We start from the raw sequence: 23,415 nt of genomic DNA, 5'->3' as shown, positions 1-23,415 counted from the left end.
CCCCCTTACGGCAGCAACCGCTGCTCCTTCGCCACCGCCACCGCGCCCGCCCGCGTATCGACGCCCAGCTTGTCGTAGATCCGGCCCAGGTGTGTCTTGACCGTGGCCTCGCTGATGAACAGGGCGCGGGCGATCTCGCGGTTGCCGAGACCCTGGGAGAGCTGGCCGAGGATGTCGCGCTCACGGTCCGTGAGCGTGGGGCGCGGGGCCCGCATGCGGGCCATCACGCGGGAGGCGACCGGCGGGGAGAGCGCGGTGCGGCCCTGCGCGGCGGCCTGGATCGCGGAGAACAGCTCCTCGGGGCGCTCCGCCTTGAGGAGGTAGCCCGTGGCGCCCGCCTCGATCGCCCGCGTGATGTCCGCGTCCGTGTCGTAGGTGGTCAGGACCAGGACGTGGGGCGGGGACTCGGGGGATGGTGACGCGATGCGGTGCGTGGCCTCCACGCCGTCGATGCCCTCGCCCAGTTGGAGGTCCATCAGGACCACGTCCGGCGTCAGTTTGGCGGCAAGCGCGACCGCCTCCTCGCCCGTGCCCGCCTCACCGACCACCTCGATGTCCGGCGCGCTGCCGAGCAGGGCGAGCAGACCCGCGCGTACGACGACGTGGTCGTCGCAGACCAGCAGGCGGACGGGGCGCGGTGCGCTCATGACGGGGGCTCCAACGGGTTCGGGGGCGGGGGCGGGGGCGGAGTCGATGACGAGGACGGCATCGTGGGCGTGGTCGAGGACGGAGTCTCCAGGGGGAGCGACACCGAGAGCACCGTGCCCTCGCCCGGCACCGACTCGATGGTCAGCGTGCCGCCCAGCTGCGCCGTACGCGCGCGGATCGCGGGCAGGCCGTGGCCCCGTACGCCCGTAGGGGGCCCGGTGTCACGGGGCGGGGTGAAGCCGCGTCCGTCGTCGGCGATGTCCAGGACCACCTGGTCGTCCAGGTGGGTCAGGGTCAGCGCCGCCGTGGTGGCCCGGGCGTGCTCGCGTACGTTCGCCAGCGCGCCCTGGGCGATGCGCAGGAGCGCCGAACTGGCCCGGTCCGGCAGCGGCGCGGGCCCGCCCTCGGCGTGGAAGCGGACGGTCAGTTCCGCGTCCGACTCCCGTTCCGCGAGCGCCCGCAGGGCCTGCGCGAGGCCGCCGCCGTCCGCCAGGTCGGCCGGGGCCAGGTCGTGCACGAAACGGCGGGCCTCGGCGAGGCCGCGCTCGGTGATGGACTCGGCGGTACGGACATGGGCACGGGCCCGCGCCGGGTCCGTGTCCCAGAGCCGCTCGGCCGCCTGGAGCAGCATCTGCTGGCTGGACAGGCCCTGGGCGAGGGTGTCGTGGATCTCCATGGACAGGCGCTGGCGTTCGGCGAGGGTGCCCTCGCGGCGCTCGGTGGCGGCCAGTTCGCGGCGGGTGCGGATGAGGTCGTCGATGAGGTCGCGCTGGCGGGCCGCCTGGCGCTGCATGTAGAGGAAGACGGCGCTCGCCACCGCCGCCCACGCGGGCGGCGCGAAGAGGAGGTTGGGGTCGAAGTGGCCCGCGAGCTGCAACTGCGCGGTGACCACGAAGGCGGTCAGGACGGCCACCAGGAACAGGGCCGCGCGGGCCGGCAGCGTGCGGAGCCCGGTGTAGAAGAGCGGCACCGCGCACCGCGCACCACGCGAAGCTCGGGGCGAGGACGACGAGGACGCCCCAGGTCGTCACGGTGAGGATCAGCCAGGCGAGGCGGTGCGGCGTGGAACGGGTGCCGAGCGCGGGGCCGAGTACGTACAGCAGTGCGAGGCAGATCGAGAGCGCGATGATCCACGGCGTGCGGGGCTCGCCGGGGTGCCGCAGCAGGAAGCGGGCCAGCGAGGAGCCGAGGAGCAGGAAGAACGCCGTGTGCATGACGGCCGCGAGCCAGCGGGCGTCACGGTCGGGCACCCTCGGGTCCGGGGCGGGCGCGTGCTGTGCCACTCCGGGGCCTCCTCCCTCTCGTCCCTCTCGTGAACTGGGCAAACACCTTCATTGTGGCCCGGCGGGACCACGCGGGGATCAACCGATCGGTTGACCCTGGTGTCGGCCGAGTCGCGCGCGGCCCCGAGCCGGTACGCCGACGGGTACGGGCCGGAACCGGCCGGAGGATCGATGGCAGAGGCAGAAACGCCGAAACGCCCCCCGCCCCTCGAAGGAGCCCCCGATGAAGAAGATCTCCCGCCGCACCCGCGTCCTCACCGTCGCCGCCACCGCCGCCGTCCTCGGCGCCGGAACCTTCGGCGCCGTCTCCGCGAACGCCGGCACCCCGGACGCCGCCGCCAAGGCCGCAGTCACCGCCGACGCGGGCGACAAGAACCTCACCCGGTCCACGCACCTCACGGTCGCCGCCGCCACGAAGGCCGCGCAGGCCACCCTGGACGCCGCGAAGAAGGAGAACCAGCGCGTCTCCGTCGCCGTCGTCGACCGCAACGGCAACACCATCGTCACGCTGCGCGGCGACGGCGCGGGCCCGCAGTCGTACGAGTCCGCCGAGAAGAAGGCCTACACCGCCGTCTCCTGGAATGCCCCCACCTCCGAGCTGGCCAAGCGCCTGGAGCAGGCCCCGAACCTGAAGGACATCCCCGGCACGCTGTTCCTCGCGGGCGGCGCCCCGGTGACCGCCAAGGGCGCGCCCGTCGCGGGCATCGGCGTCGCGGGCGCCCCGAGCGGCGACCAGGACGAGAAGTTCGCGAAGGCGGGCGTCGCGGCGCTCAGCCGCTGAGACCGCCACCCGCCGGTGCGGGGCACACGGGTGGGTGGTGGGGAAGCCCGGGCGCAGCGCCGGGGGCCGAGCCGGGGCGCGGGGTGCGGGACGGAGGCCGCGAGGCCCGCCGGGGCCTCCACCACGGCCCCCGCCACGCCTCCGGCACCCCAAGCCCGAACAATTGCCGCATAAGATCACCCGCGTGGACCTGCGATCTCCGGCCGCCCGAGCCGCCACCGTCACCCGAGCCGCCACGCCCCCGGCCGCCACCGTCACCCGAGCCCCCCGTACCCTCGCCCTGCTCACCACCGCCGCCCTCACCCTCACCCTCAGCGGGTGCGGCGGCGACGGAGTCGACGGCACCCCCGGCGCGGACGGCGTGCGCGACCCGTACTTCCCCAAGCTGGGCAACGGCGGCTACGACGTCACGCACTACGGCCTGACCCTCGGCTACGACCCCGGCGAGGGCCACCTCACCGGCACCGCGGAGATCACCGCCCGCGCCGACAAGAACCTCAGCTCCTTCAACCTGGACCTCAAGGGCCTCGACGTCTCGGCGATCACCGTCGAGGGCAAGGCGGCCCGGTTCCAGCGCGCGGGCCACGAGCTGAGGGTCCGCCCGGCCGACGAACTCGACCGAGGCGAGACCTTCGTGGCGAGCGTCCGCTACTCCGGCTCCCCGGAGACCATCACCGACGCGGACGACTCCGAGGAGGGCTGGCTCAAGACGGCGGACGGCGCGCTCGCGCTCGGCCAGCCGACCGGCTCCATGGCGTGGTTCCCCGGCAACCACCACCCGAGCGACAAGGCCTCGTACGACATAGAGGTCACCGTCCCCAAGGGCCTGAAGGCCGTCTCCAACGGCGAGTTGACGCGCGAGTCGACCAAGAACGGCCGCACCACCTTCGCCTGGCACAGCGCCGAACCCATGGCGAGCTATCTGGCGACCGTCGCCATCGGGAAGTACGAGATGGAGACCTCGACGACGGAATCGGGGCTGCCGGTCATCACGGCCGTCGACCCCTCCCAGGCGAAGGCGGGCAAGAAGGTCCTCGGCAAGCTCCCCGACGTCCTGGAGTGGGCGGAGTACAACTTCGGCCCCTACCCCTTCTCCTCGGCCGGCGCGATCGTCGACCGCCCCGAGGACGCGGGGTACGCGCTGGAGACGCAGACCCGGCCCGTCTTCCCCGGCGCCCCCGAGACCTCGCTCCTCGTCCACGAACTGGCCCACCAGTGGTTCGGCGACTCCGTCACGCCCAAGTCCTGGCGGGACATGTGGCTCAACGAGGGCTTCGCCACGTACGCGGAGTGGCTGTACGCGGAGGACAACGGCGGCGACAGCGCGCAGGAGACGTTCGACGCGCTGTACGAGGGCGACCTCTACGCCGACAAGGAGGACAACGAGGCGATCTGGGCCTTCCCGCCCGCCAAGCCCACCGACGCCGCGCACATCTCCGAGGCGCCGGTCTACGAGCGCGGCGCGATGGTCGTCCACAAGATCCGCCGGGCCGTCGGCGACGACACCTTCTACGACATCGTGCAGGGCTGGGCGAAGAAGTACCGGCACAAGAACGCGGACACCAGGGACTTCACCGAGTACGTCGAGGAGCACGCGGGCGGCGACGAGGCGCGCGAGAAGGTGCGCCGGATCTGGGGGGACTGGCTCTACGGGGACGGCAAGCCGGACAGCCCCTGAGACACGGTCAGAGCGGCTTGCGCAGGACCGCGCACGGCCGGTGCCGGGCCCGGTCCTCGCGGTGGCCGATGACCAGATAGCCGAGCGCGGTCCAGAACCGCAGCGCCCTCGGATTGTTCTCCAGGACCGCGAGGCGCACCGCGTCCCGCCCCGCCTGCCGGAACCGCTCCTCGACCAGGGCCGTCACCTGCCGCCCCACACCCGTGCGGTGCAGCTCGGCGGCGACGATGAGCAGCCCGATCCACGGGTCGGGGTCGGTGGGGTCGGGATGGCGGGCCAGGGTGACGGCGACCGCGACGAGCCGCCCCTCGGAGCGGGCGAGCAGGACCTCCGCGTCCGGATGGGCCAGCTCGTCCGCGAGGGCCTTGGCGACCTGCTCGACGCGGATGTCGTCGGGGTCGGGGAAGTCCCCGCTGAGCGCGAAGAAGTCACGGTTCGCCGCGTACAGCGCGGTCACCTCGGTGAGCAGGTGACCGGGCAACGCGCCTTCGACGGCGACGAGCGGTTCGAGGATCATGCGGGGCAGGCTAACTGGCCCAGTCGGCTCCGTTGGGCCTCCGAACCTCGCGCTAAGCGGCCTTGTCGGCCCGGCCGGGCTCGCGGAGGTCGCGCCACTCGGCGATCAGGGTCCATGTCCAGGCGCCGGCCGCGGCCACGTAGCAGGCGACCCAGCCCGAGAAGTGGCCCGTTTCGAGGGTCTCGTCGACGGCGAGGACGGTGAACACCGCGGCGGCCGCCGCCGTGCGGTACAGCTTGTGGCGGGCGACCCGCTGCCGCTTGCGGGGTCCATCGGCGAGCCGCATGGCGTACACCTCGACGTCGCCGAAGGTGTCCTCGGCGCGCTCGTGGTCCGCTCCGGAGAGATGCTGCCGGGCCTCGCGCACATGGCCGCGCGCCTCGGCGGCCGGCATGGCGTGCCGCCCCCGCAGCAGCCCTTCGAGCCGGGCGAGCCACTGCTCGTCGTCGGCGTGCGGGCGCGGTGCGAACCAGCGGTCGAGGGTGGCGTCCGGGAACGCGTAGGCCGCGACGGTCCACGCGGCGCAGCCCGCCATCAGCACCGGCACGGGCACCTCGAACAACCGCTCCCCGGGGGCGGTGGTGGCGACGGCGATCCCGCCCGCGAACGCGCAGGCGGCCCCCGTGAGGAAGCCCCACATGCCCCGGATCCGTCCGGCGGCGCGGGCGACGAAGGCGAGGGTGCCGAGCGAGGCGACGGCCACGACCGTGGTGCATCCCGCGACCGAGGCCCAGCTGCCCCTCACCCACAGCCCGTCCTCGAACCAGTGCATGACGCACAGGCAGAACCCGATGAACCCGAGCGTCCCGAGGGAGGCGCAGACGCGCTCACCGGGTGTCAGGCCGCGCGAGTCGACCTTGGCCCGGTCCTTCTCGCTGATGCGCTCGGCGGCGACGGTACGCGCGTACGCCTCGGGCTCGCCGAGGACCTCCGGGGCGGGCAGCCCCGCCTCGCGCACGATCTGGTGGGCCTCGGCGAGCACCTCGTCGGCGAGGCCGGCGGGCGCGTCGTGGTCGAGCACGAGCCGTACGTGGACGGTGTCGGCCCACTCCTCGTCCTCCTCGCGGGCCCAGACGAGGTCAGCCGCCCGCGCCATGGGTGTCCCGGGTGTGTTGCCCACTGTCGTCCCCCTTGCCGAGGAGCGAGGCGACGGTCCGGGTGAAGTCACCCCACGCGGCCCGGTCACGCCGCAGCCTCGCCCGCCCCTCCTCGGTGATCCGGTAGTACTTCCGCCCGGGACCGCCCTCTCCCGCACCCCACTCGATCTCGACGGCGCTCTCCTCTTCGAGGCGCGTGAGGGCGGGGTAGAGCGTCGCGGCCTTGACCCCTTCGAGCCCCGCGTCGGCGAGGCGGCCGAGCAGGGCGTAGCCATAGCTCTTCTCCTCGCCGTCGAGGATGCCGAGGAGGCACAGGGGCAGCGTGGCGCGGGTCCACGCGGTGTGGGCGTCGGCCACGGGCGCCTCCTGGTTCGGGCCACTTTTCAGGTCCACAGACTATTACGGGATTCATAGTAGTGGGGGTGGGCGTCCGCATACGCCAGAGGGCCCCGGCAGCTGCCGGGGCCCTCTGGGAAATCAGCGTCAGCTGGCGACGTCGGATCAGACGTTCACGCCGAAGTCCTGGGCGATGCCGACCAGGCCCGAGGCGTAGCCCTGGCCGACCGCGCGGAACTTCCACTCCGCGCCGTTGCGGTACAGCTCGCCGAAGACCATGGCGGTCTCGGTGGCGGCGTCCTCGGAGAGGTCGTAGCGCGCGATCTCCGTGCCACCGGCCTGGTTGATGATGCGGATGAACGCGTTCCGCACCTGGCCGAAGTTCTGCGAGCGGTTCTCGGCGTCGTAGATCGAGACCGGGAAGACGATCTTCTCGATGTCGGCCGGCAGGCCTTCGAGGTTGACGTTGATCTGCTCGTCGTCGCCCTCGCCCTGGCCGGTGACGTTGTCACCGGTGTGGACGATGGTCTGGTCCGGCGTCGCCTTGTTGTTGAAGAAGACGAAGTGCTGGTCCGAGAAGACCTTGCCCTGGGTGTTCACCGCGATGGCGGAGGCGTCCAGGTCGAAGTCGGTGCCGGTGGTGGTGCGGACGTCCCAGCCGAGCCCCACGGTGACGGCGGTCAGGCCCGGAGCCTCCTTGGTAAGCGAGACGTTGCCACCCTTGGACAGGCTTACTGCCATTGTTGGGAGTCCCTTCCCTCGTTTACGACGCACCGCGTGTGAGCCAGTGCGTACGGGCTTCGTACTGGGGACGAAGCTACCTTCACTGGTACCAACGCCGACCGAGGTCCCGAAGGTTCCGCATGGCTTTACTTTCTTTACCGCGGGAAAACGGCGTGACGTGAGCCCGACAGGCACGGGACCATGGGGGCATGTCCGGTCCCTATGTCATCCGCGGTTCCGTCTCCCTGCCCGAGGCGGAGCTGATGTGGCGTTTCTCCAGGTCGTCCGGGCCGGGCGGGCAGCACGTCAACACCAGTGACTCCCAGGTCGAGCTGCGGTTCGACCTCGCGGCCACCGACGCGCTGCCCGAGGTGTGGAAGGGGCGGGCCCTGGAGCGGCTCGCCTCCCGGCTCGTCGACGGCGTCGTCAGCGTACGGGCCAGTGAGCACCGTTCGCAGTGGCGCAACCGGGAGATGGCGGCGACCCGGCTCGCCGCCCTGCTCGCGGAGGCGACCGCTCCGCCGCCGAAGCCGCGTCGTGCGACGAAGGTTCCTCGCGGGATCAATGAGCGGCGCCTGCGGAACAAGAAGCAGCGCAGCGAGACCAAGCGGGGGCGCTCCGGGCAGGGCTGGGGCTGAAGCGCCCCGTCAGGGGCGCGGGGAACTGCGCGAGCAACCACGACAAGGCCGCAGACGCCTCTGATCAGCAACGCGGCAGACGCGACCGCGGGTTTTCGTGGGCTGAGCGCGCAGTTCCCCGCGCCCCTTCGGGGCGCTCATCATCAGCCCAGCTGGCGGTAGCGGCCCCGGAAGTACAGCAGGGGCCCGCCTTCGGCGCTGGGGAGCGACGCGGTCAGGACGCGGCCGATCACCAGCGTGTGGTCGCCCGCCGAAACCGTCCGCTCCGTACGGCACTCCAGCGTGGACAGCGCCCCGCCGATCAGCGGGGCGCCGGACTCCGCGCCCCGCGTGTACGGGATGTCCTCGAAGAGCAGCCGGTCGCTGATCCGGCCCTTCATCGCGAAGCGGCCCGCGATGTGGCGCTGGCTCTCGGAGAGCACCGACACCGCCCACATCGGCTGCTCGGCGAGCAGGTCGTCCATCCGGGAGCCCTCGCGCAGGCTCACCATGACCAGGGGCGGATCCAGCGAGACGGAGAGGAAGGCCGTGGCCGTCATGCCCACGTCCTCGCCCGCCGGAGCGTTCGCGTCGTCCGGGTCCAGGCCCGGCTCGCGCGCCGTCACCAGGACCACGCCCGCCGCCAGGCGGGACATCGCCGCGCGGAACTCGTCGTTGCTCACCCCATCAGCATGCCCATCCGAGGAGGGCGGCCGGGGGGAAGGCGGGGCCGGGAGAGTCTTCAATACGTGAGCCACGGTGCCGACGCTAGCCCCCGCGGCCCCGCCGCCACATCGGGCCCTGGGCCGAGACCGGTCCTAGGACCGGCGCCCGAGGGAGCCAGGGGCAAGGAGTCCGGCCGAGCCCTTGGCAAAGAACTCCGCAAGGTGGCACGCGGTGCCCCGGAATGCGGTGGACTAGGCCAAGGGACTGGACCAACGACGGCGTCCCACCTGTGACTTGAGTCACAGGACCCATATTTTGTTGACCCTGTGTACCGAGTGAGCAGCTCGCTGTGATTCAGTGACGGTGGCAATAAGACACTGAGGGCACAAGGGCACAGAAGTACCGGTGCCGAAGGCGCTGAGAACAAGGCACTGAAACACTGCGGGCGCTGCGCATCCTGGAGTTGCTGTCGAGGTCTCGGGGAGAACGAAGCATGGAGACCGAGTCGGAGCCGTACGTCCGTCTTGCGACCCTGCGGCAGCTGCACCAGGTGGTGGCGGAGCTGAACACGGCCCGGAGCCTGGCGGACACGCTGCAGACCGTCGCCGACGGCGTCGTCAACGGCCTTGGCTATGAGCTGGCGTGTGTCAATCTCGTGCGCCCGGACGGCGACCTCGTCGTCGCCGCCTTCGCGGGCAACTCCTCGGCCGAGGCCCTCATCACCGGCCGCGTCGGCTCCCGCGACGCCTGGGAGCGCCGCCTGGCCATGGGTGAGGCGTGGGGCGCCCTGCGCTTCATCTCGTACACCGAGGGCTGGGTCCTCGACGACGACGACGTCCCGCAGTGGTACACCGAAGGGCCCGCCCCCCGCTTCGAGGACGAGTGGCACCCCGCCGACCGCCTCTTCGCCCCCATGTACGCGACCGGGGCCGCCGGCGGCGAACTGCTCGGCGTGATCTCCGTGGACCGGCCCCGCAACGGCCGCAGGCCCGGCGCCTGGGGCCGCGAGGCCCTCCAGATGTACGCCTTCCAGGCCGCCATCGCGATCAGCAACGCCCGGCTGCGCGCCAACATGCAGCGCGCCCTGGTCCGCCTGGAGCGCGAGCAGCAGGCGCTGCGGGCCAGCGAGGAGTCCTTCCGGCAGGCGTTCGAGTACGCGCCCTCCGGCATGGCCATCGCCGAGATGGGCGGCGACCAGCACGGGCGGATCCTGCGGACGAACGACGCGCTGTGCCGCCTGCTCGGCCGCCCCGCCTCCGCCATGCGGCGCTACTCCTTCTCCGACCTCGTCCACCCCGAGGACATCGGCACCCTCCTGCGCACCTCCGCCGAGGGCGGCCGGGCCGAGCTGCGGCTCGCGCGGCGCGACGGGACGTATGTCTGGGTCTCCCTGCGCAACTCCGTCGTCGCGGACGCCGCCGACGGGCCCCGCTTCCTGCTCACGCACGTCGAGGACATCGAGGAGCGCAAGCGCCGCGAGCTGCAGCTCGCCCACCGCGCCTCGCACGACTCCCTCACCGGACTGCCGAACTCCGCCGAGCTGCGGTCCCGCCTCAGCTCCCGCCTGTGCCGCAGACCGCACGCGGGCAGACCCAGCGCGGTGGACTCCCTCGACGCCGCCTACGAACACGGCTTCGACTTCGGGAACGCCTCGCTCCAGCAGGACGAGGGCTTCGACCACCACGTCCACACCGTCGCCCCCGAGGAGGGGGAGGTGGACGACGGGACCAAGGGCCTCGCGGTCCTCTTCTGCGACCTCGACGGCTTCAAGTCGATCAACGACAGGTTCGGGCACCACACCGGCGACGCCGTCCTCATCGAGGTCGCGAGGCGTCTGACCAGCGGCGTACGGGACGGGGACACGGTGGCGCGGCTCGGCGGCGACGAGTTCGTCGTCCTCGCCGACGGCCTCGGCCGCGCCGACGCCCAGGACCTCGCGGTCCGGCTGCGGAACGCGATCATCCCGCCGATCCGGGTGGACGGCAGGGCGGTCCGGGTGGGAGCCAGTTTCGGCATCGGCTGGGCGCACTGCGGGATGTCGGCGGACGAAGTGCTGCACTCCGCCGACCAGCGGATGTACGTGGAGAAACGCTCCCGTGCCAAGCAGCAGCGGCGGGCGGGCTGACGGTCTCGATGAGGTCAACGCCACCTCTTGGGCTCACTCGGACCGGGTAGGCTCCCCGCGTCAGCGATCAGAGGGAGTGACCTGGGAATGACGCCCGGCAATAACGGCGAGAACACGCCGAGCGCGCCGCAGGGCGACGACGATCCGTTCGGCTACCTGTACGAGGACGGGCAGGCGGCCGGAGCGACCCCGCCGGGCGGTGGCGGCGGCTACGGCTACCCGGGTCCCCGGTCCTACCACCAGGTGAGAGCGGTCGGCGACCGCCGCCCCGCGTACGGGCAGGCCCAGGCCACGCAGCAGTACGGCCAGCAGGTCCCGCAGCAGCAGGCCCAGCAGCCCTACGGCCGTCCGAACCCGCACTACACCGCGCCCGAGGCACAGCCCGGCGGCGCCCCCGTCACCTCGCCGCAGTACGCGCCGGCGGGCGGTGGCCGCGGCCGGGGCCCCAACACCAAGGGCCTGCTGATCGCCGCGATCGCGGTGGTGGCCGTCGTCGCCATCGGCATCGGCGCCGCCATGCTCTTCGGCCGCGACGACGACAAGGGCGGCGAGCCGGAAGCGGGCGGCAAGCCGACGCAGGCGGAGACGGTGAAGCCCAGCGAGAAGCCGTCGAAGAAGCCCGACGAGAAGGCCGAGCTGCCCAAGACGGACGCGAAGGCCCTGAAACTGGAGGGCGGCACGACGACGGCCTCCGAGGTGGCGGGCGCCAAGGCCGCGGGCGGGGTGTACGTGGCGGGCTTCGACAAGGTCGGCGCCCAGGTCACATGGACCGTCGACGGCATCCCGAAGGCCGGTTCGTACAGCCTGCGCGTGAACTACGGCGTGCCCGGCAAGGACTCCAACGCCACCATCCTCGTCAACGGCAAGAAGCAGACCCGGCCGCTGACCATGGACAACTTCGCCCATGCCAAGGAAGGCGACTGGGAGCACGGCTGGACCAACACCTGGGCGGTGGTCCAGCTCACCAAGGGCACCAACACCGTCACGCTCTCCTGCGAACAGAGCAATCTGTGCGGGACGACCGGGGCGAACATCGACCAGATGTGGCTCGTGGAGGGCGTCAAGGGCTAGCCCTCCAGCGCTCCCGGGACTACGTCAGCAGCCCCAGGAAGCCCGCCACCGTCCCGGCCATCGCCTCGCGAGCCGGGGCGAGGTATTTCCGGGGGTCGACGCCCTTCGCGTGCGCCGCGAGATGGGCGCGGACCTCACCGGTGAACGCCGTGTTGAGGGCCGTGCCCACGTTGATCTTCACCATGCCGGAGGCGATCGCGCGGCGGATCTCCTTGTCGGGGACGCCGCTTGAGCCGTGCAGGACCAGCGGGGCGGGGACGGCCGCCGCCAGGGACGCGATCAAGTCGTGGTCCAGGGTGGCCGTCCGTTCCGTCATCGCGTGCGAGGAGCCGACGGCCACCGCGAGGGCGTCCACGCCGGTGTCCCTGACGTACGCGGCGGCCTCCGCCGGGTCGGTGCGTACGCCCGGCGCGTGCGCGTCCAGCGGGGGCTCGCCCTCCTTGCCGCCGACCTCGCCCAGCTCGGCCTCGACCCATATGCCGCGCTCGTGGCCCCAGCGCACGGCCTCCGCCGTCGCCTTCACGTTCTCGCCGTAACTCAGCTTCGACGCGTCGAACATGACCGAGCTGAACCCCTCCGGGTGCGCGGCCCGCAGCAGTCCGGCGTCCGTGACGTGGTCCAGGTGGAGGGAGAGAGGGGCCGAGGAGGCGCGCGCCACGGCCGCCGTCGCCGCCGCCACCGGGCCCAGCCTGCCGCCGTGGAACCGCACCGCGTTCTCGGAGATCTGGAGGATCGCCGGGGACCCGGCACGCTCGGCGCCCAGCGCGATCGCCTCGGCGTGCTCCAGCGTGATGACGTTGAACGCGGCGACGCCATGGCCCGCCGCGCGCGCCCGCGTGACGAGTTCCCCGGTGCTGACGAGTGGCACGTGCTCCCCAATTCCCAGGGCGCTGCGCCCCGTTGTGCGGTGCGGATCCGGCTCGGTCGGGCGTTAGGTACTGGCGGGCACGGCCTCGGTCACCGCGACCCGCGCCAACAGGTCCTCGTACGTCGTCGGGTCGAACTCGCCCGCCACCGGCGCCGCCACGGTCGCCGCCGACAGGGCCACCGCGCGGGCCAGGCGCTCCGGCCACGGCAGGCCCTCGGCAAGCCCGGAGAGCAGCCCCGCGACCGCCGAGTCGCCCGCGCCGGTCGGATTGCCGCGTACGCGCTTCGGGGGCCGCGCCCGCCAGCCGCCGTCCGGGGTGAGGGCGAGGAGGCCGTCGGCGCCCAGCGAGGCGACCACGGCGTGCGCGCCCCTGCGCCGGGCGTCGCGGGTGGCCCGCGCGGGCTCGTGGGAGCCGGTCAGCTCGGCGAGTTCGTCGGCGTTGGGCTTGACGATGTCGGGGCGGGCGGCGACGCCCCGGCGCAGCGGCTCCCCGCTGGTGTCGAGCAGGACCGGGACGCGGGCGGCGCGCGCGGTCCGTATGAGGAGGGCGTACGCGCCCACGGGCACCCCGGGCGGCAGGCTGCCGCAGAGCGCGACCGCCGTCGTGCCCGCGCGGTGCGCCAACTCCTCGTAGGAGTCCAGGAAGGCGGCCCACTCGGCGGGCGTGACGGTGGGGCCCGGTTCGTTGAGCTGGGTGGTGTCGCCGCTCGCCGCGTCGACCACGGCGAGGGTGCGGCGGGTGGCGCCCGCGACGGGCGCGAACGCGTCCGTGACGCGGGGCTCGGCGGCCAGCCGCTCGCGCAGGGCGCGGCCCGTGTCACCGCCCGCGAAGCCGGTGACGGTCACGTCGTGGCCGAGGGCCGCGAGGACGCGGGCGACGTTCACGCCCTTGCCGCCGGGGCGTTCGGTCACCTCGGTGACGCGGTGCGAGGTGTGCGGGGTGAGGGCGGGGACGCGGTAGGTGAGATCGAGGGCGGCGTTCAGCGTGACGGTGAGGATCACGCGTACCACCCCCGAAGTGCTCTCTCGCCGGTCCTGCCGGTTTCGCCCGTCTCGCCCGTCTCGCCGGTCCGTCCGTCTCCCCGGCGGTTCTGATCATGCCAAAGAGAAGGCGGTTGGCCCAGGGGTGAGGGCCGACCGGCTCAGGGCTCGACCACCCACGCGCCCTTGCGCATCACGCCCTTGACGGTGAAGTCCGCGTCCAGGACGACCAGGTCCGCGTCCTTGCCCGGCTCCAGGGAGCCGACCGTGTCGTACATCCCGAGGAGCTTGGCCGGGTTGGCGGACAGGGCGCGGACGGTGTCCTCGACACAGATCCCGTCGATGGTCACCGAGCGCTTGAAGGCGCGGTCCAGGGTGAGCGTGGAGCCCGCGATCGAGCCGCCCTCGACGAGCCGCGCCACGCTCTCCCGCACCTCGACCTCCAGCGGGCCGAGCATGTACCGGCCGTCGCCGAAGCCCGCCGCGTCCATCGCGTCGGTGATGAAGGCGACGCGGTCCGCGCCCGCGCGGTGGAAGGCCAGCTCCAGGGCGGCGGGGTGCAGATGCGTGCCGTCGTTGATCAGCTCGACGGTGACCCGCTCGTCCTCCAGGAGGGCGGCGATCGGGCCCGGCGCGCGGTGGCCGAGGCCGGGCATCGCGTTGAACAGGTGCGTGGCGACGGTGGCGCCCGCGTCGATGGCCTCCACCGTCTGCTCGTACGTCGCGTCCGTGTGGCCGATGGCGGCGATGACGCCGTGTTCGGCGAGGAGGCGCACGGAGTCGATGCCGCCGGGCAGTTCGGTGGCGAGGGTGAGCATCTTCGCGTGGCCGCGGGCCGCGTCGATCAGCTTGCGGACGTCCGACGGGTCGGGGTCGCGCAGGAGCGCCTCGCTGTGGGCGCCCTTGCGGCAGGGCGAGATGAAGGGGCCCTCGAAGTGGATGCCCGCGATGTCGCCCTGCTCGGCCAGCTCGCTCAGCAGCCCGGCGCGCTGGGCGAGGAAGTCCATCTCGCCGGTCACGGTGGAGGCGACGAGGGTGGTCGTGCCGTGCAGGCGGTGCGTGTGGACGCCCTTGAGTACGTCCTCCACGGTGCCGGAGGTGAAGGAGGCGCCGCCGCCGCCGTGGTTGTGGAGGTCGACGAAGCCGGGGACCAGCCAGTGGCCGGTGAGGTCGACCGTCTCCGCGCCGGCGGGCGCGACGCCGGCGATGCGGGTGCCGTCGACGATGACGCGGCCGTCGGGGACGGTTCCGGTGGGCAGTACCACCTGGGCACCGGCGAGAACCTTGCTAGTGGCCATCAGGTGGTTACCTCCGTGGGGTCGGTGGGAGCTGCTCGGTCGAGCAGGTCCCAGGCGAGCAGGCCCGCGCCCAGGCACCCGGCGGTGTCGCCGAGGGCCGCGGGCACGATCCGGGGCAGCGTCTGGAACTGGACGACGCGCGCCGCGACGGCGGCCCGCAGCGGCGTGAACAACGTTTCCCCCGCCTCGGCGAGACCGCCACCGATGATCAGCGTGTGCGGGTCCAGCAGAGTGAGGGCGGTGAGCAGGCCGTCGGCGAGGGCGTCGATCGCGTTCCGCCAGACCTCCTGGGCCCTCGGGTCGCCGGACTCCACGGCCTTGGCGCAGTCCGCGGCGTCCGCCTCCGGGTCGCCGCTCGCCTCGGCCCAGGCCCTGCTCACCGCGGAGGCGGAGGCCAGGCGCTCCAGGCAGCCGCGCTGGCCGCAGCCGCAGGGCGGGCCACCGGGGCGTACGACGATGTGGCCGATCTCGCCTGCCGAGCCGTGGGCGCCCGGTTCGATGGCGCCCCCGATGCCGATGGCGCCCGCGATCCCGGTGCCCAGGGGCACGAACAGGAACCGGTCCGCGCCCTTGCCCGCCCCTATGCGGCCCTCCGCGAGGCCGCCGGTGCGGACGTCGTGGCCGAGCGCCACGGGGACGCCTCCCAGGCGGGCGCTGAGGAGGTCCCTGAGGGGTACGTCGCTCCAGCCGAGGTTCGCCGCGTAGACGGCGGTGCCGCGGGCGGCGTCGATGATGCCGGGCACCGCCACGCCCGCCGCGGCGGCGGGCTCGCCGAGGTGGGCGGTGCCGTGGGCGCGGAGGTCCTCGGCGAAGCCGAGGATGGACTCCACCACGGCGTCCGGGCCGCGGTCGCGCCCGGTCGGGCGGCGCGCCTCGTGCAGCAGGGTGCCGTCCGCCCCTACCAGGGCGGCCTTCATTCCGGTGCCGCCCACATCGAGGGCGATGACGTGTCTCACGGGGACAGTCTCGCCCGTCACCCTGCGAAAGGTCTAGTCCACCTGAGAGGCGGGTCGGGCACCGGAAGGCCCGGGACGGCAGGGACGCTGTTGTCATATGACACCCGCAAGTATGCGGAATGGACGATTTGCCACAGATCCGCCATGCGAAAGAACGAAACCCTCCCGCGCCCGTGTGGAACGGGCCTGCCGGGCGTTTGACCATGCACTTCCGTCCCGGACTCCCCACAGCCGCAGAGGTGGATCCATGCTCAGGTTCTCCGCAGCCAGCCGCCGCTCCCGTGTCCGTCTGACGCTCGGGTGCGTGCTCGCCGTCATGGCCTGCACCTCCGCCGCGGCATCCGCCCCGCCGGCCGACGGGGACAGGGACAGGGACTTCCCGATGCGCATCGTCGCCTACGTGGCCAACAGCGGTTCCGGCAGCGCCTCCGCCTTCGACGTCCGGCTGGAGAGAGCCGTCGCCGCCCCGGCGGTGGGCAGCGGGCCGACCGGCGTGGGCGCGGCCCCCGACGGCTCCCACGTGTACGTGGCGAACGGCCTCTCCGACTCGGTCTCCTTCATCGAGACGGGCAGCCGCAGGGCCGTGGCGACCGTCCCGGTCGGCTCGTACCCCTTCTCGGCCTTCCCGAGCCGCGACGGCCGCTGGGTGTTCGCGGCGAACTGGGGCAGCGCCAACGTCTCCGTCATCGACACGGCCAGCCGCAGAGTCGTCGCGACGCCCACGGTCGGGGAACTCCCGCACAGCGTCGCCACCCTGCCCGATGGGACCGCCTACGTCACCAACAGCGGCAGCAACAACGTCACCGTGCTCTCCAGGGGTCACGAGCCCCTGGCCCAGATCCCCGTGGGCGACTTCCCGAGCGGGGTCGTCGCCACCACGAAGGGGGACAGGGTCTACGTCGCCAACACCGGCTCCGGGAGCATCTCCGCCATCGACACCGCCACCCGCAAGGTGACGGCCACCTGGCCCGTCGGCAAGGCACCGCTCGGCCTGGGGCTCAGCCCCGACGGGCGGCGGCTGTACGCGGCGGACTCCGCGGCCGACGTGCTCCTCGTCATCGACACCACGACCGGCGGCGTCCTCTCCCAGGTGCCCGTGGGCAAGACACCGCAGGGCGTGGCGGTCAGCCCGGGCGGCAGCCGGGTCTGGGTCACCAACGAGGACTCCGACACCGTCTCGGTGATCGACCCGGGGCTCACCAAGGTGCGGGCGACCCTGCGCACCGGCAACCACCCGGAGGGCATCGCCATCACCCCCAGGTGAGCCGCCCGACCCCGGCCCCTGACCAGGCGCCCGCTAGCTGAGGATCACGCTCCGCGTGAGGTTCCGCGGGCGGTCCGGGTCGTACCCCCGGGACTCCGCCAGCGCCACCGCGAGGCGCTGCGCGCGGATCAGGTCCGCCAGGGGGTCCGCGGACTGGTGCGCGACGAGTTCGCCGCCGACCCGGGCCACGTCACCCGCCAGGCCCTCCGGAAGCGTGCCGAACATCCACGTCACCCGGCCGGGGCCGGTGATGGAGATCGGCCCGTGGCGGTACTCCATCGCCGGGTACGACTCCGTCCACGCCCCCGCCGCCTCCCGCATCTTCAGCGCCGCCTCCAGCGCGAGCCCGTACGTCCAGCCGCGCCCCAGGAACGTCCACTGCTCCGCCCCGACCACCGCCTCCGGCAGCGGCTCCGTCACCGCCAGCTCCGCGTCGACCGCCGCCTCCGCCACCGGCTTCACCCCGGGGATCTCACCGAGCCCGGCCCGCAGGAAGGCGAGCGCCGTCGTGGCGAAGCGGGTCTGGACCACCGACTCCTCGTCCGCCCAGTCCAGGACCGCGATCGTGTCCGCCGCGTCCATGACGGGGGTCTTCGGGTCCGCGGTCAGGGCGAGCGTGGGGACCGAGCCCTTCAGCCTGCCGAGCAGTTCGAGGACCTCCGTCGTGGTGCCGGAGCGGGTGATCGCCACCACCCGGTCGTACCGCCGCCCGGCCGGGAACTCCGACGACGCGAACGCGTCCGTCTCGCCCTGCCCGGCGGCCTCGCGCAGAGCCGCGTACGCGAGGGCCATGAACCACGACGTCCCGCAGCCGGTGACGGCGACCCGCTCGCCCGGCTCCGGCAGCCCCTCGAACGCTGCGGCCGCCTGTGCCGCACGGCGCCAGCAGGCGGGCTGAGTGGCTATTTCTGCTGCGGTACGCGACATGCGCCGGGGCTCCTCGTCAGTACGGGACTGGTGCGGGACTCCCGCCATGGTCATCGGCGGGACCGTCGTTGCACAAGTGATACGGGGGTGGTGTAGACCTTGTGTCCGAAGTCGGGGGAAACTCGCGGTTCAATTGGATCGACACAAGCAAGCGGAAGTAATGAGGGTGGGGCAGCTGTGCAGCGGCGCGCGACAGGACTGACCGCGGCAGTGGCCGCACTGGGCATGGCGGGCGTTCTCGCCGGCTGCGGCGGTCCGGGCGACTCCGGCGACGTCACCATCAAGCTGGTGGCCGCCGACTACGGCGACTCCGCGGCGAACAGCTCCAAGAAGTACTGGGCCGAGGTCGTCAAGGGCTTCGAGAAGGAGAACCCCGACATCAACGTCGAGGTGACCGTCCACTCCTGGAACGACGTGGACCGCGAGGTCAAGGAGATGGTCAAGAAGGACGAGGCCCCTGACCTGGCGCAGATCGGCGCGTACGCCGACTACGCCGCGCAGGACAAGCTCTACGAGGCCGACGAGCTGCTCTCCATCGCCACCCAGGCCGACTTCATGGCCCCGCTCGCCCAGGCCGGCGAGGTCAACCGCATTCAGTACGGCATGCCGTTCGCCTCCTCCACGCGCCTGCTCTTCTACAACACCAAGCTCTTCAAGGACGCGAACCTCACCCCGCCGCGGAGCTGGGGCGAGCTGCAGTCCGCCGCCAAGGCCCTCAAGGCGCGCGGCGTGAAGATCCCGTACGCGCTGCCCCTCGGTCCCGAGGAGGCGCCCGCCGAGACGCTGATGTGGATGCTCAGCGGCGGCGGCGGTTACACCGACAACGTCGGCTCGTACGACATCGACTCCAAGCAGAACGCCAAGACGTTCGCCTGGCTCAGGGACGAACTGGTCGGCAAGGGTCTGACCGGCCCGAAGGCGCCCGGCAAGATGAACCGCGCCGAGGCGTTCGCGGCGTTCTCGCGCGGCGAGGTCGGCATGCTCAACGGCCACCCGACGCTGATGAAGATGGCCGCCAAGAAGGGCGTGAAGTTCGGCATGGTGCCGGCGCCCGGCATCAACGGCAAGGCGCAGGCCACGATGGGTGTCGCCGACTGGATGATGGCGTTCAAGCAGAACGGCCACCGCAAGGAGGCCGGCAAGTTCCTGGACTACGTCTACAGCAAGAAGAACGTGCTTGAGTTCTCGAACGAATACGACATCCTGCCCGTGACGACCTCCGCGTCCGAGGCGATGGCCAAGGACCGCGGCCACACCGAGCTGGGCAAGTTCCTCAAGGAGCTGCCGACCTCGCAGCTCTACCCGGTGGGCAAGACGTCGTGGGCGCAGGTCTCGGCGTCGATCAAGCGGAACATCGGCAGGACCGTCGACAAGGACGCCGACCCCTCCACGATCCTCGGCCAGATCCAGAACAAGGCGGCGACCGCGGAGAACGCGGAATAGCGTTGACCGCATGACCGACCAGGAACGCCCCGATCACGGGCTCTCCGCGCGGGACCGTGCCGTCCTCGCCCTTGAGCGCCGGGACTGGCCCGGCCCCGGCGCCAAGGAGCGGGCCGTCCGCGAGGAGCTCGGCATGGTGCCGGTGCGCTACTACCAGCTCCTGAACGCCCTCCTCGACGACCCCCGCGCCCTGGCCCACGACCCGATCACGGTCAATCGGCTCCGCCGGGTGCGGGAGTCACGACGCGAGGAGCGCTGACGCGGTTAGGGCCTGTCCGGCGGATCAGGCCGCGCTCGGGTGGCGGCCACCTTTCGGTGTGGGTGAGCGGGGTCTGGTGCGTCGAGATGCAAGGCGGAGGAGGGCGGCAACGCGGAGCGTTGGCAACTGACGACAACGCGGCAGATCGGCGTGCCAGGGCCCGCGTCCCGTGGCTTGATCCGCTGGACAGGCCCTAAGGTCGGGCGTATGGGTGACCCTACGTACGTGCAGCCGGACCAGTCTGGGCCCTCCGGGCTGCCCGAGCCCGTGACCGCCGCCGGACGCGATGGACTCGCCGCGTTTCTCGCGCGGCCCGAACGGGCCGTGGTGGCCCTCGACTTCGACGGCACGCTCGCCGCGATCGTGCCCGACCCCGAGCAGGCCCGCGCCCACCCGGACGCCGTGCCCGCGCTCGCCGCGCTCGCCCCGCGCCTGCGGTCCGTCGCCGTGGTCACGGGACGCCCGGCGGGCGTCGCCGTCCGCTACGGCGGCTTCGCGGGTGTGCCGGGGCTCGAACACCTGGTGGTCCTCGGGCATTACGGCGCCGAGCGCTGGGACGCGGTCACCGGCACCGTCCAGGCGGCCGACCCGCACCCCGGCGTCGCGGCCGTCCGCGCCGAACTCCCTGGCTTCCTCGACGCCATCGACGCCTGGCGCGGCACCTGGATAGAGGAGAAGGGCCGCGCGGTCGCCGTCCACACGCGCCGCGCCCGGGACCCGCAGGCCGCCTTCGACGCGCTGCGCGGACCGCTCGCCGAGCTGGCGCACCGGCACGGCCTCATCGTCGAGCCGGGCCGCATGGTCCTTGAGCTGCGCCCCCCGGGCATCGACAAGGGCGTGGCCCTCGCCGGCTACCTGCGCGAGGTGGGCGCGGAGTCCGTGCTCTACGCGGGCGACGACCTGGGCGACATCCCCGCCTTCGCCGCCGTGGAGAAACTGCGCGGAGACGGCATGGCGGGCCTCCTGGTGTGCAGCGGCAGCGCGGAGGTCACGGAACTGTCGGACCGAGCCGACCTGGTGGTGGACGGCCCCGGGGGAGTGGTGGCTCTCCTCAACACCCTCGCGGGCCACCTGGCCTGACAGCACGGGGCAAACGGGACCCGTGCCCTACCAGCACGGGGCAAACGGGTGGGTGGGTGGGAGAGCACCCGCCGCGAAGCGGCGGCCTAGGAACGAGCCCCGGTCAACGCATGCAACTGGTCCAGGAACCACCGAGCCGGCGGCAACGCCGTTGCCGCCGCAGCAAGCCGCTTCGTCCGCTCGGCCCGCTCCCCGACCGGCATGGAAAGCCCCGCGTGCAACGCCTCCGCCGTAGCCGTCACGTCATAAGGGTTGACCGGAATCGCGTCCTCGCCCAGCTCCTCGAACGCCCCCGCCTCCCGCGAGAGCACCAGCGCACACCCCTCGTCGGAGACGACCGGCACCTCCTTGGCGACGAGGTTCATGCCGTCCCGGATCGGGTTGACCAGCGCCACGTCCGCCAGCCGGTACGCCGCCAGCGAGCGCGCGAAGTCGTCGTCGACGTGCAGCAGCACAGGGGTCCACCCCTCCGTACCGAACTCCGCGTTGATCGACTCCGCGACCCGCGAGACCTCCGCGGTGTACTCCCGGTACACCGCGAGGTCCTGCCGCGAGGGGTAGGCGAAGGCGACGTGCACGACCCGCTCGCGCCACTCGGGGCGGGTCCGCAGCAGCTCGCGGTAGGCCTGCATGCCCCGCACGATGTTCTTGGACAGCTCCGTCCTGTCCACCCGCACGATCGTCCTGCGGCCCTCGCCCACCTGCTCCCGCAGCGTCGCCATCCGCTCCTCGACGTCGTCCCGCCGCGAACGCTCCCGCAGGAAGTCCGCGTCGGCGCCGAGGCCGTGCACCCCGATGCGCGTCCCGGACGTCCCGCCGAGCATCCGCACACAGCACTCCGTGAACGCGTCCGCCCACCGCCCCGTCAGGAACCCGAGCCGGTCGGCGCCGAGCATCCCCCGCAGCACCTGCTCGGCCACGTCGTCCGGCAGCATCCGGAAGTAGTCGGCAGGCGCCCACGGGGTGTGCGAGAAGTGGCCGATCCTCACGTCGTCGCGCAGCTCGCGCAGCATGCCCGGCACCAGCGTCAGGTGGTAGTCCTGCACGAGGACGGCGGCGCCCGGCGCCGCCTCCGCCGCCAGCGCCTCGGCGAACGCGCGGTTGTACGTCTCGTACGCCTCCCACTGCTCCCGGAACTCCGGGCCGAAAGCCGGTTCAAGGGGCGTCTGGTAGAGCATGTGGTGCACGAACCACAGGACCGAGTTGGCCACGCCGTTGTACGCCGCCGCGTGCACGCCCTCGCGCGAACCCGCGTCGATGTCCAGCATCCGCACGCCCGGCTCGCCGACCCCGCGCCGCACCGCCTCCCGGTCGCCCTCGCCGAGCGCCGCGCACACCCACAGGGCGTCCGCCTCGTCGCCGATGGCGCTCAGCCCGGAGACGAGACCGCCGCCGCCGCGCTTGGCGGTCAGCTCCCCGTCCTCCCCCACCGAGTACGAGACGGGGCCGCGGTTGGACGCGACGAGTACCTGTGCTGCTGCGTTTCGGGGCTCGGAGACCATGTGGCAAAACGTAGCCCGTCCCGGGCCCGGGCAAACGTGCGACCGGGGCCGGTCACGCCACGCGTCGGTGCGCGTACTCCGCGATGCCCGCCATCGGCGGCCGCTCCTCGGTGTCCACCGCGTACGTCCGCGGCACGAACCCCTGCCCGTCCCGCTCGCCCCGCTCGAACTGCGTCAGCTCCGGCCGTACGAGGTGTCCGCGCGCGAGCCGCACCTGCGCCGTCCGGTAGATGGCCGCCGCCATCCGCCCGAGCGCCTGCCCGTCCTGGTGGCGGTGCTTGCGTACGCCCACGTCCACCTGGGCCAGCGCGTCCAGGCCGACCGTGTGCAGCGCGTCGACGAGCAGGCCCAGCTCCACCCCGTAGCCCACGGGGAACGGCAGCCGCTCCAGGAGGGACCTGCGGGCCGCGTACTCCCCGCCGAGCGGCTGGACGAACCCGGCGAGCAGCGGCCAGTGCATGTTCAGAAGGGGCCGCGCCATCAGCTCGGTGACCCGGCCGCCCTGCCCGGAGGCCTCGCCGAGCGGCCGGTCGTACATCGCCTTCACGAAGGCCACGTCGGGGTCGGTCAGGAGCGGGCCCACGATCCCCGAGACGAAGTCCGCCGAGAACTCCTTCAGGTCGGCGTCGACGAACGCGACGATGTCGCCGCTCGTCACGAGGAGCGAGCGCCACAGCACCTCGCCCTTGCCGGGCAGCGGCGCGATCCGCGGCAGGATCTCGTCCCGGTGCACGACCTTGGCGCCCGCCTCCCGCGCCACCTCGGCCGTCCGGTCCGACGAACCGGAGTCGATCACCACTAGCTCGTCGATGAGCGGGGTCCTCTCGACCAGCTCGCGGCGTATCTCGGCGACGATCGCGCCGACCGTCTCCTGCTCGTCCAGCGCGGGCAGCACGACGCTCACCGACGCGCCGGACGCCCGCTTGGCGGCGGCGAGCCGGTCAAGCGGGCGGTCGGCGGCCGACCAGGAACGCCTGCTCAGCCAGTGCTCGACCTCTTCCAGCACGGTCGGGGACCTCCCGTTTGTGATCCATCTCGCGGTTCGGACGACTATCTCAAGGGTCCAGGGCTTCGGTTACAGTCTTGAACAACGCCGGTGACCATCGCATGTCGGGGTCGCCGCCGCGTGAGATCCACAACTGAAACCCACAATCGAATACCGCTCATCCAGAGGGGCAGAGGGATACGGCCCGTTGAAGCCCCGGCAACCCTCCCGCCGACCGCGAGGTCACGGTGGGGAAGGTGCCAATTCCGTCTCGCGGCGAGATGCGTCGCGAGGAAGATGAGGAGAAAGG

General features: G+C 72.5%; 22 protein-coding genes, 1 pseudogene and 1 riboswitch. Of the genes and pseudogenes, 9 read left to right on the top strand and 14 right to left on the bottom strand.

Going from position 1 to position 23,415, the window contains the following annotated elements; all coding sequences use genetic code 11:
* Positions 1-5: 5 nt before the first annotated feature.
* Both DMA15_RS16590 and DMA15_RS16585 read right to left on the bottom strand, forming a co-directional pair.
* Positions 6-647, bottom strand: coding sequence for a response regulator transcription factor (locus DMA15_RS16590; RefSeq protein WP_125513582.1), 642 nt, complete (start codon positions 645-647; stop codon positions 6-8).
* Positions 644-1,862, bottom strand: a pseudogene (locus DMA15_RS16585) (sensor histidine kinase). The gene DMA15_RS16590 and the pseudogene DMA15_RS16585 overlap by 4 nt, the downstream one beginning before the upstream one ends.
* A gap of 292 nt (positions 1,863-2,154) precedes the next feature.
* Here DMA15_RS16585 and DMA15_RS16580 point away from each other — a divergent pair.
* Together DMA15_RS16580 and DMA15_RS16575 are read left to right on the top strand one after the other, a co-directional pair.
* Entirely contained in the window at positions 2,155-2,712 is a 558-nt protein-coding gene (locus DMA15_RS16580; protein WP_125513581.1) for a heme-binding protein, read from the top strand.
* A 280-nt stretch (positions 2,713-2,992) separates the two neighbouring features.
* Entirely contained in the window at positions 2,993-4,390 is a 1,398-nt protein-coding gene (locus DMA15_RS16575; protein ID WP_240660219.1) for a M1 family metallopeptidase, read from the top strand.
* Positions 4,391-4,397: 7 nt separating this feature from the next.
* Here DMA15_RS16575 and DMA15_RS16570 read toward each other — a convergent pair whose 3' ends face one another.
* The 4 genes from DMA15_RS16570 to DMA15_RS16555 all read right to left on the bottom strand — a co-directional run bounded on the left by DMA15_RS16570 (position 4,398) and on the right by DMA15_RS16555 (position 7,081).
* Positions 4,398-4,907 (bottom strand): GNAT family N-acetyltransferase, encoded by a 510-nt coding sequence (locus DMA15_RS16570; protein WP_125513577.1) that lies wholly within the window; start codon positions 4,905-4,907, stop codon positions 4,398-4,400.
* 52 nt (positions 4,908-4,959) lie between these two features.
* Positions 4,960-6,027, bottom strand: coding sequence for a hypothetical protein (locus DMA15_RS36670; protein ID WP_164551770.1), 1,068 nt, complete (start codon positions 6,025-6,027; stop codon positions 4,960-4,962).
* On the bottom strand, positions 5,987-6,361 hold the full coding sequence (locus tag DMA15_RS16560) for a PadR family transcriptional regulator (RefSeq protein WP_125513574.1): 375 nt from the start codon (positions 6,359-6,361) through the stop codon (positions 5,987-5,989). Before DMA15_RS16560 ends, DMA15_RS36670 begins: the two co-directional genes overlap by 41 nt.
* Positions 6,362-6,505: 144 nt before the next feature.
* Positions 6,506-7,081 (bottom strand): TerD family protein, encoded by a 576-nt coding sequence (locus DMA15_RS16555; protein ID WP_125513572.1) that lies wholly within the window; start codon positions 7,079-7,081, stop codon positions 6,506-6,508.
* A gap of 191 nt (positions 7,082-7,272) precedes the next feature.
* Between DMA15_RS16555 and arfB the strand changes: the two genes are divergently transcribed.
* Positions 7,273-7,701, top strand: a complete 429-nt coding sequence (gene arfB / locus DMA15_RS16550) for an alternative ribosome rescue aminoacyl-tRNA hydrolase ArfB (RefSeq protein ID WP_125513570.1) — start codon at positions 7,273-7,275, stop codon at positions 7,699-7,701.
* A gap of 143 nt (positions 7,702-7,844) precedes the next feature.
* On the opposite strand, the gene DMA15_RS16545 is transcribed toward arfB, so the two are convergent.
* A complete protein-coding gene (locus tag DMA15_RS16545) occupies positions 7,845-8,426 on the bottom strand; it encodes a flavin reductase family protein (RefSeq protein ID WP_240660218.1) in 582 nt (193 codons plus the stop codon).
* Between the two features lie 413 nt (positions 8,427-8,839).
* Between DMA15_RS16545 and cdgB the strand changes: the two genes are divergently transcribed.
* A complete protein-coding gene (gene cdgB, locus DMA15_RS16540) occupies positions 8,840-10,471 on the top strand; it encodes a diguanylate cyclase CdgB (protein ID WP_125513569.1) in 1,632 nt (543 codons plus the stop codon).
* A gap of 87 nt (positions 10,472-10,558) precedes the next feature.
* The gene (locus tag DMA15_RS16535; protein WP_125513567.1) at positions 10,559-11,542 is read left to right on the top strand and encodes a carbohydrate-binding protein; all 984 of its coding nucleotides are present in this window, start codon (positions 10,559-10,561) and stop codon (positions 11,540-11,542) included.
* Between the two features lie 19 nt (positions 11,543-11,561).
* Here the strand turns inward: DMA15_RS16535 and DMA15_RS16530 are convergent, their stop codons facing one another.
* From DMA15_RS16530 to DMA15_RS16515, 4 genes are all read right to left on the bottom strand, one after another.
* Positions 11,562-12,410, bottom strand: a complete 849-nt coding sequence (locus DMA15_RS16530; RefSeq protein WP_125513566.1) for a class II fructose-bisphosphate aldolase — start codon at positions 12,408-12,410, stop codon at positions 11,562-11,564.
* 63 nt (positions 12,411-12,473) lie between these two features.
* Entirely contained in the window at positions 12,474-13,412 is a 939-nt protein-coding gene (locus DMA15_RS16525) for a 1-phosphofructokinase family hexose kinase (protein ID WP_125513564.1), read from the bottom strand.
* 140 nt (positions 13,413-13,552) lie between these two features.
* Positions 13,553-14,689 carry an N-acetylglucosamine-6-phosphate deacetylase gene (nagA, locus tag DMA15_RS16520; protein WP_125513561.1) on the bottom strand — a complete coding sequence of 379 codons (1,137 nt, stop codon included), beginning with the start codon at positions 14,687-14,689 and terminating at the stop codon, positions 13,553-13,555.
* Positions 14,689-15,645 carry an ROK family protein gene (locus DMA15_RS16515; protein ID WP_125513560.1) on the bottom strand — a complete coding sequence of 319 codons (957 nt, stop codon included), beginning with the start codon at positions 15,643-15,645 and terminating at the stop codon, positions 14,689-14,691. The genes nagA and DMA15_RS16515 overlap by 1 nt, the downstream gene beginning before the upstream one ends.
* Positions 15,646-15,892: 247 nt before the next feature.
* Here DMA15_RS16515 and DMA15_RS16510 point away from each other — a divergent pair, with 247 nt between their 5' ends.
* On the top strand, positions 15,893-16,909 hold the full coding sequence (locus DMA15_RS16510) for a beta-propeller fold lactonase family protein (RefSeq protein ID WP_125513558.1): 1,017 nt from the start codon (positions 15,893-15,895) through the stop codon (positions 16,907-16,909).
* 33 nt (positions 16,910-16,942) lie between these two features.
* Here DMA15_RS16510 and DMA15_RS16505 read toward each other — a convergent pair whose 3' ends face one another.
* Positions 16,943-17,836 (bottom strand): sugar isomerase, encoded by an 894-nt coding sequence (locus DMA15_RS16505; protein ID WP_125513556.1) that lies wholly within the window; start codon positions 17,834-17,836, stop codon positions 16,943-16,945.
* A 225-nt stretch (positions 17,837-18,061) separates the two neighbouring features.
* Here DMA15_RS16505 and DMA15_RS16500 point away from each other — a divergent pair, with 225 nt between their 5' ends.
* The 3 genes from DMA15_RS16500 (at position 18,062) to otsB (ending at position 20,618) form a co-directional block, all read left to right on the top strand.
* Positions 18,062-19,279, top strand: a complete 1,218-nt coding sequence (locus DMA15_RS16500; RefSeq protein WP_125517828.1) for an extracellular solute-binding protein — start codon at positions 18,062-18,064, stop codon at positions 19,277-19,279.
* A 10-nt stretch (positions 19,280-19,289) separates the two neighbouring features.
* On the top strand, positions 19,290-19,538 hold the full coding sequence (locus tag DMA15_RS16495) for a DUF3263 domain-containing protein (protein WP_125513554.1): 249 nt from the start codon (positions 19,290-19,292) through the stop codon (positions 19,536-19,538).
* 207 nt (positions 19,539-19,745) lie between these two features.
* Complete coding sequence (gene otsB / locus DMA15_RS16490; protein WP_125513552.1) at positions 19,746-20,618, top strand: trehalose-phosphatase; 873 nt, start codon at positions 19,746-19,748, stop codon at positions 20,616-20,618.
* An 86-nt stretch (positions 20,619-20,704) separates the two neighbouring features.
* On the opposite strand, the gene DMA15_RS16485 is transcribed toward otsB, so the two are convergent.
* Together DMA15_RS16485 and DMA15_RS16480 are read right to left on the bottom strand one after the other, a co-directional pair.
* Positions 20,705-22,120 carry a trehalose-6-phosphate synthase gene (locus tag DMA15_RS16485; RefSeq protein WP_125513551.1) on the bottom strand — a complete coding sequence of 472 codons (1,416 nt, stop codon included), beginning with the start codon at positions 22,118-22,120 and terminating at the stop codon, positions 20,705-20,707.
* 52 nt (positions 22,121-22,172) lie between these two features.
* The gene (locus tag DMA15_RS16480) at positions 22,173-23,126 is read right to left on the bottom strand and encodes a glucosyl-3-phosphoglycerate synthase (protein WP_125513549.1); all 954 of its coding nucleotides are present in this window, start codon (positions 23,124-23,126) and stop codon (positions 22,173-22,175) included.
* A gap of 154 nt (positions 23,127-23,280) precedes the next feature.
* Positions 23,281-23,409: riboswitch (SAM riboswitch) on the top strand.
* Positions 23,410-23,415: the final 6 nt, after the last annotated feature.

The organism is Streptomyces sp. WAC 01529, assembly GCF_003945545.1.
Taxonomy (GTDB): Bacteria; Actinomycetota; Actinomycetes; order Streptomycetales; family Streptomycetaceae; genus Streptomyces; species Streptomyces anatolicus.
This window is presented reverse-complemented; position numbering and strand designations above follow the sequence as displayed.